We start from the raw sequence: 13457 nt of genomic DNA, 5'->3' as shown, positions 1-13457 counted from the left end.
CACAGCCAGCGGGTGGTGACGGGAATCGCAGGGCGGGCGTCCGCGCCGGTCGGTCGCTCGGCGGTCACCTTTCCGCTAGCGTTCTGCTCATGCCTATCCGTACCGCTTCCGCACAATGGCAGGGCAATCTCACCGAGGGTTCGGGCACCGTCCGCACCGGTAAGGGCGGCCTGTCGGGCAACTACTCCTTCAAGTCGCGCTTCGAGGAGGGCGAGGGCACCAACCCCGAGGAGCTGATCGCCGCCGCGCACTCCGGCTGCTTCTCGATGGCGTTCTCGAAGGCCCTCGCCGACGCCGGCTCGACGCCCACCTCCGTCGAGACCACCGCCAAGGTCCACCTGGACAAGACCGACGCCGGGATGACCGTGACCCGGATCGAGCTGGAGACCGTCGGCCAGGTGCCGGGCATCGACGACGCGGAGTTCCAGAAGCTCGCCGAGGCCGCCAAGGCCAACTGCCCGATCTCCCGCCTGCTCTCGCCGGGCGCCGAGATCACCCTCACCGCTCGCCTGGCCTCCTGAGCCGGTCGACCCGCACGCCGCACGTTCACGGACAGGGTTTCCGCCCGTACCCGGGTGGCCACTCTCTCCGTGAACGCGCGGATCCCGGTCGGCGCCGCTCCTCGTGACCCGCCGGCCGACACCGGGTCGGGCAGAATGGGTGAGGTGCCGGTGGAGATGACCCGCGAACGCTTCGAGGAGCTGGTCGGCGACGCCCTCGACGAGGTGCCCGAGGAGCTGCTCGGCCTGATGAGCAACGTGGTCATCCTCGTCGAGGACGACCCGCCGCCGGGCGAGCCCGACCTGCTGGGCCTCTACGAGGGGCACGCGCTCACCGACCGGGGCTGGGACTACTCGGGCGTACTGCCGGACCGGATCTTCATCTACCGCCGCCCGATCCTGCGGATCTGCGACAACGACGAGGACGTCATCGACGAGGTGGCGGTGACCGTGGTGCACGAGATCGCCCACCACTTCGGCATCGACGACGCGCGGCTGCACGCGCTGGGCTGGGGCTGAGCCCGGCCACGTCGCCGTCCGACCCACCCGGCGCGCCGCTCGGCCGATGGCCCGTGGTTGCCCAGGTCGCCTACCGTCGGTGCAGCGACCGCGACCTTTTCAGGAGGCACCTTTCATGCGCAGCGAGCTGTTCTCCACCGAGAATCTGGAGAAGGAGTCCGCGCAGCCCGGCATGCGGCTGCAGAACTCCAAGATGTTGAAGATCGAGCTCAACGGCGAGGCGATGGCCCGGGTCGGGTCGATGGTCGCCTACCAGGGGAACGTGCAGTTCCAGGCGCTGGGCTCCGGCGGGCTCGGCAAGTTCCTGAAGCAGAAGCTCACCGGCGAGGGTGTCCCGCTGATGAAGGTCTCCGGCCAGGGTGACGTCTTCCTCGCCGAGCTGGCCAAGGACGTGCACATCATCGACCTGGAGCCGGGCGACGCCCTCTCCATCAACGGCTCCAGCGTGCTGGCCTTCGACTCCACCCTCCAGTACGACATCAGGATGGTCGGCGGCGCCGGGATGGCCTCCTCGTCCGGCCTGTTCAACTGCGTGTTCAGCGGGTACGGGCGGATCGCCATCACCACCAAGGGCACCCCCGTGGTGCTGAACGTGGACGCCCCGACGTACGTCGACCCGCAGGCCGCGGTCTGCTGGTCGGCCAACCTCCAGACCGGCTACCACCGCGCCGAGCAGCTCGGCCTCGGCACGCTCCTCGGGCGACGCACCGGGGAGTCGTTCACGATGAGCTTCGCCGGCCAGGGCTTCGTGGTGGTCCAGCCCTCCGAGGAGCCGCCGGTCATGGGCAGCGGCACGCAGCAGCAGGAGGGTGGCCTGCTCGGCGGTCTGCTGAGCTGACCACGTCGGTGCCGGCGCTCCCGGTCGCGGGCGCGCCGGCACCGTCCGGTCAGCTCAGCTCGCCGGTGCGCAGCCGCGCCAGCCAGGCCGCCGCGTCGGCGTAGTCGACGTCGGAGAGGCCGGCCGGTGCCGGCACCGGCCGCTCGCCGGCGGTCTCCGCCCAGCGGTGCCGGGGGTACGAGCCCAGGAAACGGACGTCGGCGCAGACCCGGCGCAGGCCCTGCAACGCCTCGCCCATCCGCACGTCGGCCACGTGCCCCGTGCAGTCCAGGAAGAAGACGTACCGGCCCAGAGCCTCACCGGTCGGGCGGGATTCGATCCGGGTCAGGTTGACCCCCCGGACGGCCAGCTCCATCAGCACCGACAACAGCGCGCCGACCCGGTCGTGGGCGATGTAGACCGCGAGCGAGGTGAGGTCGTCGCCGGTCGGTGGGGGAGGCGGCCCGGGGCGGGAGACCAGCGCGAACCGGGTCACCGCGTCGGGATGGTCAGCGATCTTGTCGGCGAGCACCGCCAGGCGGTGTCGGGCGGCCCCGATCGGCGCGCAGATCGCGGCGTCGTACTCGCCCGCCCCGGCACCGGCGGCGGCCGCGCCGTTGGAGAGCACGTCGACGACCACCGCGTCGGGCAGGTGGTCGCGCAGCCAGCCCCGGCACTGCGTGGACGCCTGCGGGTGGGCCGCCACGGTGCGGACCGTGGCCAGGGAGGCGCCCGGCCGGGCGCCGAGCACGAACTCCACCGGCAGGATCACCTCTCGGGTGATCACCAGCGGCTCGCCCTCGGCCATCTCGTCCAGGGTGACGCCGACCGCGCCGCCGATCGAGTTTTCCAGCGGCACCAGCGCGGCGTCGGCGTCTCCGGCCCGGACGCTGTCCAGCGCCTCCCCGACGCTGCGGGCGGGCGTGCGGCTGCCGCGCTCGGCGGCGGGGACGGTGCGCAGCGCCTGTTCGGCGAAGGTGCCCTCCGGGCCGAGGTAGACGAAGCGTGTCGGCGGTGTTCCTGGCATGCCGATCAGCCTACGCACCCGGCACGGCACCCGGCCCGGCGTCGCAGGCGAGCGTCCGGATCCCGGCTGGACCGGTGGCTCGTACCTCGATGGTGCACACGTCGGTGCCGGCGGTGACCAGCTCGGGCGCGGCGGACCGGCCCCGGGTGACGACCTGGAGTTCCTCGTGCCCGCTCACCTCCAGCACGGTGAACTGCCAGTCGGCGGCGCAGAGCGGCCCGGTGCGGACCCGGACCCGGACGTTGTCCGGAAGCACGCCGGCGCGGCCGCGCAGCAGTTGCACCACACGCTGCCCGGTCGGCCCGTTCCGGCAGGGCGTCGCGACCAGCCCGGCGTCCGGGGTGGCCGTCGCGGTGCCGACCGGCGGGGTGGCGGGCGCGGTGCTCAGGGTGCCGGTCGGGCCGGGTGCCGTCGGGGCTCCGGTGTGGGGTGGCGGCGCGTCGGTCGGTGCCGACAGCTCGGGTGGGGCGCCGCAGCCCGTCAGCACTCCGACGGCGAGCAACGCGAGCACTGCCGGCAGGACAACCCGCGTCGTGGGTTGCGCCCGGCTCGTCACCGGGTGGCGGGCAGCCGCCGGACGGTGGGTCGCCGGTGGGGTGTGGGTCGTCGCGCGCGATGGGGTGGACGCGCGGCGGGCTGGGGTGAACGGCACGGGCCGATCCTCGGGACATCGGAGAACGTCGTCGTGGCCGGGGTGGCCGAGCCCATCGTAGGGGGAGCGGACGGTGGGGTGAAGCTCAGCCGAGGACGCGGTGCCCGGCGCGCTCCAGCGCGGCGGTGCCCTCGGTCAACCGTACGGCCGGCACCAGCAGGTAGTCGGTATCGAAGGTGGAGAACGTGACCACGCTGACCCGGGCCTCGGCGAGCGGGCCGACAAGCGCGGCCAGGGTGCCGGTGCCGGCCACCTCCATCGGGCTGGCGACCCGGAGGCAGCGCCAGACGGTCTCCACCACGGCCTGCGCGGGGGCCCGTTCGGCAGGGCAGATCACCGAGATCCCGTCAGCGGTCCAGCTCACGGTGACCACGTCGGCGCCGCCCGGTTCGCTCGTCAGCGCGTGCGGCAGGGTGGCGCCGGCGGCCAACCGGCACACGGCGTACTCCCCCGGCAGCAGAGCGATATCGAGCATGAGGGCACCTTACGGCCTCGGTACGGACCCACCCCAGCATCGCCGCGTGCGGCGAACGACACACTCCGTCGCAGGTCAGACCTCGGAGAAGAAGGTGAGCGAGCCGGCCACGGCACCGTCGGCGAGCACCGGGGTCGAGATCGCGTCGACGGTCGCGTCGGACCTGTCCGCCGAAGCCGCCTCCACCCGGAGCAACCCGCGGGCGAGCCGCCCGGACGTGAGTGCCAGCAGGGGCGGAATCTTGTCGATCTCGGCCTCGGTCAGCTCGCCCCGGTTGGCGGTGAAGTCCAGCAGGCGCAGCCCGCCGTCGAGCAGCGGCCGCCCGATCAGGCCGTCCGGCTCGCCCAGGCAGAGCAGCTCGCAGCCGGCCGTGGAGATAGCCACCACCCGGGTTTCGGCGTCGATCAGCAGACACGGCTCATCGGCACGGCAGACCGTCGAGGACCATTGGCCGAAGTTGTCGGACTCCAGCTCTGTCGAGACCCGTGCCGCCGGCACGAACACTTCCGAGAGCGAGAGTTCGACGTGGGCCACCGAGCCTCCTATGTACACCGACGGACTGTCCACGCTAGCGGGTCGCCGACGAAACACCGAGCGCACCGGGCCACCGGCGGCACAGCCCGAACCAAGGGCGGCCGGTGACGGCGCGGGAGTCGGTGAGGTGGACGGGGGGACCGAAGCCGCGTGGCGTCGCCGGTGACGTTACCGGCGGTTGGCCGGCTTGTCAGCGGCCGTTCGGCCCTCGTCATACCACCGGTAGTCGGCCGTTGGACGGTACGTGCCCTTCAGCCAGGTGCCGGGGTGCTGCGCGACCCGGGACAGCTTCTCTGCCGTGGCGGGGCTGATCCGGCTGCCGCCGGCCACCAGGAGCCGGTCCAGTTCCCGGTGGGTGGCCATCAGACAGTCCTTCGGCAGGCCGTAGACGCTGATCACGCCGGAGCCGACGAAGGTCAGCACCGGCGTGACCGGCACGGGCAGCCCGACCGCCTCGGAGAGGGCCTTGCTGGCCCGCTTGGCGTCCCGGCGGGCCTCCGCCACGTACGGCGGTCGCTTGCCGTTGATCTGCACGACGTCACCGGCGACGAGCACACGGGCCCGACCGTGGTCGGCGATGGTCACCGCGAACAGGCCGCTCGGCCCGATGGCGAGGAACCCGGCGCGCTCGTCCTGGCCTCGGTCGAGCAGGACGTCGGCCACGTCGGTGCGGGGCCACTCGATGACGTGCCAGGACGGCCCGAGATGGTCGAGCTGGCCCAGCGCCCGTGCTCCGGCCGCCTCCAGCCTCCGCGCGCCCCGCTCGGCCCGACGGCGGCGGGCCCACTCGAGCGGTGTCGGACGGACCGGTGCGAGAACCCCCGGCGACTCGACGCGGGGGTGGGGCACCGCGACGGGCGGCAGTGCCCGGGCGGTCGGTACGGCTCGTCGTGCGGGAAAGACAGTCATCGCGACCTCCGGCAAAAGGTCCCTCGAAGTTATGTCCCCACTACCCTACGTTGACACTCCCCGTGTTCGGCAAGCCGGAACGCCGGAGTGACTGTGGATGAATGCCATATTCATCCACAGTTCTTTTCTCGGATGCCGCCAAACCCTGCCCTACGCTGCGGGGGTGACCCACTACGTCGACAGCGAAGTCGGCCGGCTCGGCACCGTACTGCTGCACCGGCCCGGCCCGGAACTCGCCCGGCTCACCCCCCGCAACAACGACTCGCTCCTGTTCGACGCGATCCCCTGGGTCGGCCGCGCCCAGGAGGAGCACGACGCGTTCGCGGCCGCGCTGCGCGAGCGTGGCGTCGAGGTGCTCTACCTGGCCACCCTGCTGGCCGAGACGTTGGCCGTCGCGGACGCCCGGGCCGAACTCACCGAGCAGGTGCTGCGCTCGCGCCGGCTCGGCGACACCCTGCGCGCCCGGGTCGCCGACCACCTCTCCTACCTGGACCCGGTCGCGCTGGCCGACGTGCTCACCGCCGGACTGGCCCACGAGGAGCTGCGGATCAGCTCGGAACGGCCGGGCGGGCTGGTCTACACCCTGATGGACCGGCACGACTTCGTCATCGACCCGCTGCCCAATCTGCTCTTCACCCGGGACTCGTCGCTGTGGATCGGCGACCGGGTCGGGGTCACCAGCCTGGCCATGCCCGCTCGCCGGCGGGAGACCACCCTGACCGACGCCATCTACCGCCACCACCCGCGCTTCGCCGGCACCGAGTTCGTCTACCGCCCCCACCTGGAGCACCTGGAGGGCGGGGACGTGCTGCTGCTCGCCCCCGGGGTGCTGGCGGTCGGCGTGGGCGAGCGGACCACCCCGGCCGGCGCCGAGCGCCTCGGCCGGAAGGTCTTCTCCGCCGGGCTGGCCCACACCATCCTGGTGGTGCCGATCGCCCAGGAGCGCGCCACCATGCACCTGGACACCGTCTGCACGATGGTCGACGTGGACGCCGTGCTGATGTACCCCAACGTCGCCAGCACGCTGTCCGCGTACACGGTGATCGCCGGCGCGGACGGCGAGGACCCGCGGGTGGACGGGCCCGCACCCTTCCTGCGGGCCGCCGCCGACGCGATGGACCTCGACCAGCTCCGGGTCATCGACACCGGGCTCGACCCGGTCACCGCGGAACGCGAGCAGTGGGACGACGGCAACAACACCCTCGCCCTGGCACCCCGGCTCTGCGTCGGGTACGAACGCAACACCGAGACCAACGCCCAGCTGGAGCGGGCCGGCATCGAGGTGATCCCGATCGCCGGTTCGGAGCTGGGCTCCGGCCGGGGAGGCCCGCGCTGCATGTCCTGCCCGATCACCCGCGACCCGTTGCAGGCAAGGGCCCCTCGATGACGAGGGGCCCTTCCTGACGTCAGCGGAGGGTGAGCTGGCGACCGAGCAGCCCCTGGCGGGCCCGGCGGCCGGCGGCGTCCAGCGGGTCGGTGGCGGCGAGGGCCTCGGCGTACCGCTTGGCGAACTGCGTCACCGGGTCCTCCCAGGCGGTCGCCGGCGTCTCCTCCGGCAGGTCCCAGACCGGCACCAGTCGACCGTGCGCGCGGAACATGCCGGCGAACCGGGTCTGCTCGCCCAGCGGCAGCGTGCCGGCCGCACCGAGCCGGGCCAGCGCGTCCAGGGCGACGTCCTCGTCGTCCGGCAGCACCCAGCGCACGTGCGCCTTCTCCGGGACCCGGCACCAGTACGCGGCCTTCGCCGCGGTCAGCCGCACGGTCGGGTAGATGGCCACGTTCGCCCGCTCCAGCGACGCCTGCACGGTCGGGTCGTCCGTGGCGCCGGGGTCGAGCCAGAACTCGAACCCGTCGTGCATGGTGATCTCCAGCGGGGCGTCCACCAGGACGTCCTGCAGCCGGGGGCCGGGGCCGGGCAGCGGCGGCACGGCGACCTGACCGCCCGGCTCGGTCCGCAGCGCGCAGAGCAGCGCCTCGGCCAGGTCCCGCGAGACGTCGCCGGACTGCTGGTGCCGCTGCAGACCGATGAGCACCCGGCCGTCCGGCTTGGTGATCGCCGGAGCGGCCATCGGCAGCACCGTGGCCAGCGTGACCGGCCGGTCCCCGAACTCCTCGACAAGGGTGGGTGCCAGCCGCAGCGGCGCGGAGGCGGCGGGCACCAGCTCGCGCAGCGCGATCCACTCGGGCTCGTCGACCAACCCCTCGAACGGTCGCGGCACGAAGATGTCCCGGACCTTGTCCCGACGCGGGGCGGTGTCGGCGGCGGCGCGCTGGCTCTTTCGACGCTTGCTCACGGCGTCACAGCCTAGAGGCCCGACCGGCTCGTCGTGGGCGGGACCCGCCCCGAGCGGCTACTCAGCCCGCCGTGACCAGGTCGGGCCGGGGTGCCGGGGCCGGGTCGAACTCGGCCCAGACGCGCTGACCCAGACCGTCCCGTTCGACGCCCCACCGGGTGGCCAGACCGGCCACGATGTGCAGTCCGCGCCCATCCGCCGAGTCGGGGCTGGCCGTCCGGATCCGTGGCCCGGTGCCCGCCCCGCCATCGGTCACCCGCAGCTGGATCCGCGGCCCGTCGGCCGAGGGCCGCAACCGCCAGGCCACCCGGACCACACCGCCGGGCAGCGGGCGGGCGTGCCGCACCGCGTTGCCCACCAGCTCGGCGAGCACCGCGATCAGGTCCGCGAGGAGCGTCGGGGGTACGACGCCCGCCAGGTCGTCGGCGAGCCGGTGCCGGGCCAGCCGTGCCCCGGTGGGATGGTGGGGGACCACCACGCACCACGCCCGTTCCTTCGCTGCCACCGTCGCCTCCACGTCACGCCACCGCCGGTCAACCGCGCGGCAGCCGCACCTCTGCGACCGTACCGCCGCCGGCCCTCGGACGTAGGGATACCCATCCATTCTGCTGTTCAACGATCCGGCGGACGAGATAGAGACCGAGCCCTGCGCCCGGATAGCCGCGCCGGTCGCCGGACTCGCCCTGCCAGAACCGGTCGAACGCCCGCTCCACGTGCTCCGGGCGGATGCCGATGCCCCGGTCGCTGACCCGGAACGCCACCAGCTGACCGTCGACCGCGGCGGTGATCTCGATCGGCGCGTCCGGTGCCGAGTACTTGCCGGCGTTGGTCGTCAGCTCGGTCAGCACGGTGGCGAGGCTGGGCCGGTGGCCGAGTGCCTTCGGCAGTTCGGCGGGGAGGCGGAGCACCAGCCGGCGGCGCAGCTCCGCGGGCAGGTCGACGATCGCGGTGCGCAGCGCCTCGCCGAGGTCGAAGGGGGTGGGCGGTTCGTCCCCCGGCCCGGCCTCGGCGGCCGAGGAGAGCAACCGGTCGACCAGCCGGGCCAGCTCGTTGGCACGCTGCCCGATCACCCGGGCGGCCTGCCGCCGATCGGACTCGGTCAGCGAGTCCCAGTGGTCGGTGAGGGTGTCCGCGTACCCCTTGATCACCGTGACCGGGGTGCGCAGCTCGTGGCTCGTCACGGCGACGAACAGCTCCCGGTCGTGGTCCCGGCGCTGCTGGTCGGTGATGTCGCGGAAGGTGACCACCCGCAGCGTGCCCGGGCCGGGCAGCTCGCCGGAGGTGATCCGCAGCCAGCGCCCGTCCGGCAGCCGGTGGTCGCGGACCTGGCCGGACGGCGGCAGCGGGAACGGCAGCGGGCGGCTGAGCGCCTGCTCGGCCGTCCGGCCGGTGACCTGGGCGGCGGCCGGGTTCCAGAGTCGGACGTGCCCGTCCCGGTCGACCACGGCCAGCCCGTCGGAGAGCGCCGCCACCACCGGCCCGTCGCCGTGCACGGGCAGCCCGGTCTGGTCGCCGTACATGTGCGCGACGCAGGAGGCGAGGTAGGCGACCACGCCCTGCTGCTCGGCCTCCGGCTCCTCGTCGCCCGAGTAGAGCGCGTGCAGGCTGCCGACGGTGTGGCCGCCGATCTCGGCCCGGGAGACCACCATCCGGCGCAGGCCGCAGCCGGCCAGCTCGTCGGCGAGCTTTCCGCTGAGGTGGGCGACCCGGACCTGGCGGACCCGGGGGCCGGAGAGCAGGCAGACGGTGTCCGGGTCGTCGGCCGCCAGCGGTCGGCCGAGGATCCACTCCGCCGCCCCGGTCGCGGCGATCACCCGACCCCCGGTCGGGCCGAACTCGGCGAACGCCATGCCGGCGGCGCCGAGCGCCGGCTGGGCCACCCGCAGCAGCTGGGTGAGGACCGGCAGGCCGGCGTCCCCAGAGTTGATCATCTCGATCACGACGGTGTGGCCGGCGATGAGAGCGGGGAAATCGATACGCTCCGGCATGTGCCGAGTGTGCCCCGCCGACCGGGGTTTCGGCACCCCTGCCCGGCCGGTGCCGGTCAGCGGTCCAACCGGGCCAGGGCGTGTGCGGGCCGATCGGTGATGATCCCGTCCACCCCGGCGGTCAGCACCAGCTCCAGGTCCGCCGGTTCGTTGACCGTCCAGACGTACACCTGGTTGCCGGCCGCACGCAGTGCGGGCAGCAGTTGCGGGCGGGCCCGGACCAGGCCGATGCCGGGCCCGGCGATGCGGGTGCCGAACGGCAGCCGGCCCAGCCGGAGCCAGCGCGGCAGCACCTCCAGCAACAGCACCGTGGGCAGCGCCGGGGCCAGCTCGCGGACCCGCCGGACCGCCAGCGGGGAGAACGACATGACGGTGACCTGGACCGGGTCGTCCGGTGCCGGGTCGGCCAGCCCGTACCGGCGCAGCAGGGTGACCAGCCGCCGCTCCACGTTCGAGCCGTAGCGCGACGGGTGCTTCGTCTCCACCAGCAGCCGGACCGGACGGCCGGCGGCCAGCACCGCGTCCAGCAGCCGGGTCAGCGTGAGCAGCCGGGTGTGCGAGTCGTCGGGCGGCAGGTCACCGCTCGGCGCGCTGCCCGGATGCCACGAGCCGAAGTCCAGCGTCTCCAGCTCGGCGAGCGTACGCGCGCTGACCAGGCCGCGACCGTTGCTGGTGCGGTCCAGCCGCCGGTCGTGTACGCAGACCAGATGCCCGTCCCGGGTCAGCCGGACGTCGCACTCCAGACCGTCGGCGCCCTCGTCGAGGGCACGCAGGTAGGCGGCGAGGGTGTGCTCCGGAAGGTCGTACGAGGCGCCGCGGTGCGCGAAGACCAGAGGCCCGCCCATCCCGCCCGCCTCAGATGACCTGGCCGGGCTGCCCGTTGGCGTCGACCACCGGGCGGCCGACGGCGGCCCACTGGCGCATCCCGCCGTCGGCGTTGCGCACCTGCTCCCAGCCGTTGTTCACCAGGTAGGCGACGACCTGGGCGGAGCGCCCGCCGGAGCGGCAGATGACCGCCACGTCCCGGTCGGTCGGCACCTCGGCCAGCCGCGCCGGCAGCTCCATCATCGGCAGGTGATGGGCGCCGGGAGCGTGGCCGGCCGCCCATTCGTCGTCTTCCCGCACATCCAGCAGGTAGGTGTCGTCGGCGATCTCGGTCACGGGCACGGTGGGAACCTGGGGTCCGAACACAGGTAGCAACACTAGATCCTCAGCGGCCGGATCCGCATCGACCGGGCCGTCGGCACCGTCACAACCGGGTCACCCAACGCGGGTTGGCCTGCGCCCAGGCGGGCACCCGGGTGCCCCGGACGGCCTCGAAGAGGCCGTTGCCGCCGTGGTCCAGCACCACGTACGAGACCTCGTCGATGATCTGCGGGGACGAGGGCACCTGGACGCCGTGCAACCCGTCGGGCGGCAGCGCGCGCAGCGCGAGGAGCAGGTCCTCCAGGGGTACGCCGTTGGTGTCGACGGTCAACGAGCCGCCGACGGCCCGGATCACCTGGTCCAGCTTGACCGGGTTGCTGCGCAGGTCCGCCTGGCCGGCGCGGTCCAACATCGCCCGGAGCAGCTGCTGCTGGTGGTGCTGCCGGTCGTAGTCGCCGCCGGGCAGGCCGTAGCGCTGCCGTACGTAGTCCAGCGCCTCCGCTCCGTTCATCTCCTGGCAGCCGGTGGGGAAGACCCGGTTGGTGTGGATCGAGCGGACCTCGGTGTCGACGCACATCTGGACCCCGCCGAGCAGGTCGATCACCTTCCGGAAGCCGGAGAAGTCGATCAGCGCGGCGCCGTCGAACCGGATCCCGGTGAGTCGGCTCAGGGTGGCGGAGAGCAGTCGGGTGCCGGCCTGCCCGCCGCCGCCGTGCTCGTACGCCGCGTTGATCTTGTCCGGTCCGCCGCCGAACCCGTTCGCCGGCGGGATGGATACCAGCAGGTCACGCGGGACGGAGACCAGATACGCCTCCCGGTGCCCGGCGGGCACGTGCACGATGAGGATGGTGTCCGTGCGCTGGTCCGGGCCGCTGTCGCCGGGGCGGCGGTCGGAGCCCACCAGCAGGTAGTTGAGGGGCCCGTCCACGTCCGTCCGGTCGGTGCGGGCGTCGAGGTCGAGCAGGGTCTCCTTGGCCACCGCGCGGTCGTACCGGTGGGTGAGCGTCTTGAGCCCGACGACGGCGAGGCCGGCCAGCAGGACGAGGGCCAGCCCGATGGCGAGCAGGATCCGTGCGCCACGGGCGCGGCGCGGACGGGCGGCTCCGGCCTCGCCGGTCCGGTCCGCCGCGTTCCGCCCCGACCTGGACGTGACCGCCTCCCCGCAGCCGATACGTGAAACCTGCTCACGTCAGGCTACGGGTGGTGACGGTACGGTTACCGGCTTTCCCGCACTTCCGACCGGCGGCCGCCGGTGGGGCGAGCCGAACCAGCCTCGGCCGTCACTTCCGGCTGGACATCATCTCGGGGTGAGCGAAGACGAATTCGCCCAGCTTGTCCTGCTTCATCGCCCGGAACATCTCCAACGTCTCGGCGTTCAACGCCTCGCGCTTGTTCTCGTTGCCGTTGAAGGTGCCGTTGTTGGTCTTGAGCATGGTCAGATCGTTCGCGGTCACGCCGCGCATGGTGAAGATGAACTTCTCGATCGGCACCCCGCCGGTGTCCAGCACGAACGCCTTGCCCGCCGCCTTGATGAGCTGCTGGAGCTTCGCCGGGTTCGTCAGCGTGCCGCCCTCGGTGGCCTTGCGGGCCATCGCCTTGATCAGCTGCTGCTGGTTCTGCTGGCGGTCGTAGTCACCACCGGGCAGCCCGTAGCGTTGCCGGGCGTAGTCCAGGGCCGCCCAGCCCTCCATCTCCTGGCAGCCCTTCTTGTGCACCACCGCGGTCATCTGCTTGCCGGTCTTCTTGGCGTCGGCGTTCCACATCGGCTCGCCGTCGACGAACGACATGTGCTTCGACTTGACCTCGTGGCTCACGCAGATCTTCACCGTGCCGAGGGTGTCGATGACGTTCTTGAAGCCACCGAAGTTGATGATCGCCGCACCGTCGAAGCTGACTCCGGTGAGCCGCTTGATCGTCTGCGCCATCAGCTGGGCCCCGCCCTCCCAGCCGCCACCGTTGCGGGCGCCGGCCTGGAAGGCGGCATTGATCTTGTCAGTGCCGCCGGGGAACCCGCTCTTCGGGAACGCCGGGATCTGCGCCTCGGTGTCCCGGGGGATGGAGATCAGGTACGCCTGGTCGTGCGAGGCCGGAATGTGCAGGATGATGATGCTGTCCGACCGGACGTCGTCGGCGGCCCACCGCTCCCGCGCGTCCACGCCGAGCAGCAGCATGTCGATCGGGCCGTCCAGATTCGCGCCGCCCTCGGCGTCGGACTTGCCGGCGCCGCCGAGCAGGTCCCGCTGGGCGATGTCCCCGGTCGCCTGGCCGATCAGCACCTTGCCGCCGACGATGGCCACTCCGCTGCTGAGCATCAGCACGGCACCGAAGATCACCGTCAGACGGGCCCAGAGCGGGTCCTTGCGCTTCGGGCGCTTCTTCGCCGGACCGTCGCCTGACCGACCACCGCCGCCGCCGGGCGGGCGACCACCCGGACCGCCGCCCTTGGGGACCGGCTGCATCGGTATGGACGTGGCGATCCGGCCGCTGGGGGTGGCGGACCCGGTGGACGAAGGGCGACGGCTGGCCTGAACCGGCATGCGTGCTCCAGCTCGTGATCAGGAGGGGGCGGCACCACTGTACGTACATCGATTCGACT

General features: G+C 72.8%; 16 protein-coding genes. 4 read left to right on the top strand and 12 right to left on the bottom strand.

The features are described from left to right. The first annotated feature begins 89 nt into the window (after positions 1–89). The 3 genes from AB0K07_RS00590 to AB0K07_RS00580 all read left to right on the top strand — a co-directional run bounded on the left by AB0K07_RS00590 (position 90) and on the right by AB0K07_RS00580 (position 1857). Entirely contained in the window at positions 90–521 is a 432-nt protein-coding gene (locus AB0K07_RS00590) for an OsmC family protein (RefSeq protein ID WP_151488927.1), read from the top strand. Positions 522–671: 150 nt separating this feature from the next. After that, positions 672–1019 (top strand): metallopeptidase family protein, encoded by a 348-nt coding sequence (locus tag AB0K07_RS00585; protein ID WP_363751352.1) that lies wholly within the window; start codon positions 672–674, stop codon positions 1017–1019. 115 nt (positions 1020–1134) lie between these two features. After that, positions 1135–1857 carry an AIM24 family protein gene (locus AB0K07_RS00580; RefSeq protein ID WP_363749868.1) on the top strand — a complete coding sequence of 241 codons (723 nt, stop codon included), beginning with the start codon at positions 1135–1137 and terminating at the stop codon, positions 1855–1857. A gap of 49 nt (positions 1858–1906) precedes the next feature. Here the strand turns inward: AB0K07_RS00580 and pheA are convergent, their stop codons facing one another. The 5 genes from pheA to AB0K07_RS00555 form a co-directional block, all read right to left on the bottom strand. Beyond that, a complete protein-coding gene (gene pheA / locus AB0K07_RS00575) occupies positions 1907–2863 on the bottom strand; it encodes a prephenate dehydratase (protein ID WP_363749866.1) in 957 nt (318 codons plus the stop codon). Between the two features lie 10 nt (positions 2864–2873). Beyond that, positions 2874–3383 carry a hypothetical protein gene (locus AB0K07_RS00570; RefSeq protein WP_363751350.1) on the bottom strand — a complete coding sequence of 170 codons (510 nt, stop codon included), beginning with the start codon at positions 3381–3383 and terminating at the stop codon, positions 2874–2876. 217 nt (positions 3384–3600) lie between these two features. After that, positions 3601–3990, bottom strand: a complete 390-nt coding sequence (locus tag AB0K07_RS00565; RefSeq protein WP_363749865.1) for an ACT domain-containing protein — start codon at positions 3988–3990, stop codon at positions 3601–3603. Between the two features lie 75 nt (positions 3991–4065). After that, positions 4066–4524, bottom strand: coding sequence for a hypothetical protein (locus AB0K07_RS00560; RefSeq protein ID WP_363749864.1), 459 nt, complete (start codon positions 4522–4524; stop codon positions 4066–4068). Positions 4525–4692: 168 nt separating this feature from the next. Beyond that, positions 4693–5433 carry a hypothetical protein gene (locus AB0K07_RS00555; protein ID WP_363749862.1) on the bottom strand — a complete coding sequence of 247 codons (741 nt, stop codon included), beginning with the start codon at positions 5431–5433 and terminating at the stop codon, positions 4693–4695. A gap of 163 nt (positions 5434–5596) precedes the next feature. On the opposite strand from AB0K07_RS00555, the gene AB0K07_RS00550 reads away from it, so the two are divergent. Next, positions 5597–6820, top strand: a complete 1224-nt coding sequence (locus tag AB0K07_RS00550; protein WP_363749861.1) for an arginine deiminase — start codon at positions 5597–5599, stop codon at positions 6818–6820. A 19-nt stretch (positions 6821–6839) separates the two neighbouring features. On the opposite strand, the gene AB0K07_RS00545 is transcribed toward AB0K07_RS00550, so the two are convergent. The 7 genes from AB0K07_RS00545 to AB0K07_RS00515 all read right to left on the bottom strand — a co-directional run bounded on the left by AB0K07_RS00545 (position 6840) and on the right by AB0K07_RS00515 (position 13320). Continuing rightward, positions 6840–7727, bottom strand: coding sequence for a DUF5926 family protein (locus tag AB0K07_RS00545; RefSeq protein WP_363749859.1), 888 nt, complete (start codon positions 7725–7727; stop codon positions 6840–6842). 61 nt (positions 7728–7788) lie between these two features. Beyond that, positions 7789–8205, bottom strand: a complete 417-nt coding sequence (locus AB0K07_RS00540; RefSeq protein WP_363751348.1) for an ATP-binding protein — start codon at positions 8203–8205, stop codon at positions 7789–7791. 55 nt (positions 8206–8260) lie between these two features. Continuing rightward, positions 8261–9715, bottom strand: coding sequence for an ATP-binding protein (locus AB0K07_RS00535; protein WP_363749857.1), 1455 nt, complete (start codon positions 9713–9715; stop codon positions 8261–8263). Positions 9716–9771: 56 nt separating this feature from the next. Beyond that, on the bottom strand, positions 9772–10560 hold the full coding sequence (locus AB0K07_RS00530; protein WP_363749855.1) for a glycerophosphodiester phosphodiesterase family protein: 789 nt from the start codon (positions 10558–10560) through the stop codon (positions 9772–9774). Positions 10561–10570: 10 nt separating this feature from the next. After that, positions 10571–10906 carry a rhodanese-like domain-containing protein gene (locus AB0K07_RS00525; RefSeq protein WP_089018477.1) on the bottom strand — a complete coding sequence of 112 codons (336 nt, stop codon included), beginning with the start codon at positions 10904–10906 and terminating at the stop codon, positions 10571–10573. A 58-nt stretch (positions 10907–10964) separates the two neighbouring features. Continuing rightward, complete coding sequence (locus AB0K07_RS00520; protein WP_363751346.1) at positions 10965–11927, bottom strand: LCP family protein; 963 nt, start codon at positions 11925–11927, stop codon at positions 10965–10967. A gap of 214 nt (positions 11928–12141) precedes the next feature. Further along, positions 12142–13320: an LCP family protein gene (locus AB0K07_RS00515; RefSeq protein ID WP_363749854.1), complete on the bottom strand. Its 1179-nt coding sequence runs from the start codon at positions 13318–13320 to the stop codon at positions 12142–12144. Between the last annotated feature and the right edge of the window lie 137 nt (positions 13321–13457).

Source organism: Micromonospora sp. NPDC049301, assembly GCF_040678715.1.
GTDB lineage: Bacteria > Actinomycetota > Actinomycetes > Mycobacteriales > Micromonosporaceae > Micromonospora.
This window is presented reverse-complemented; position numbering and strand designations above follow the sequence as displayed.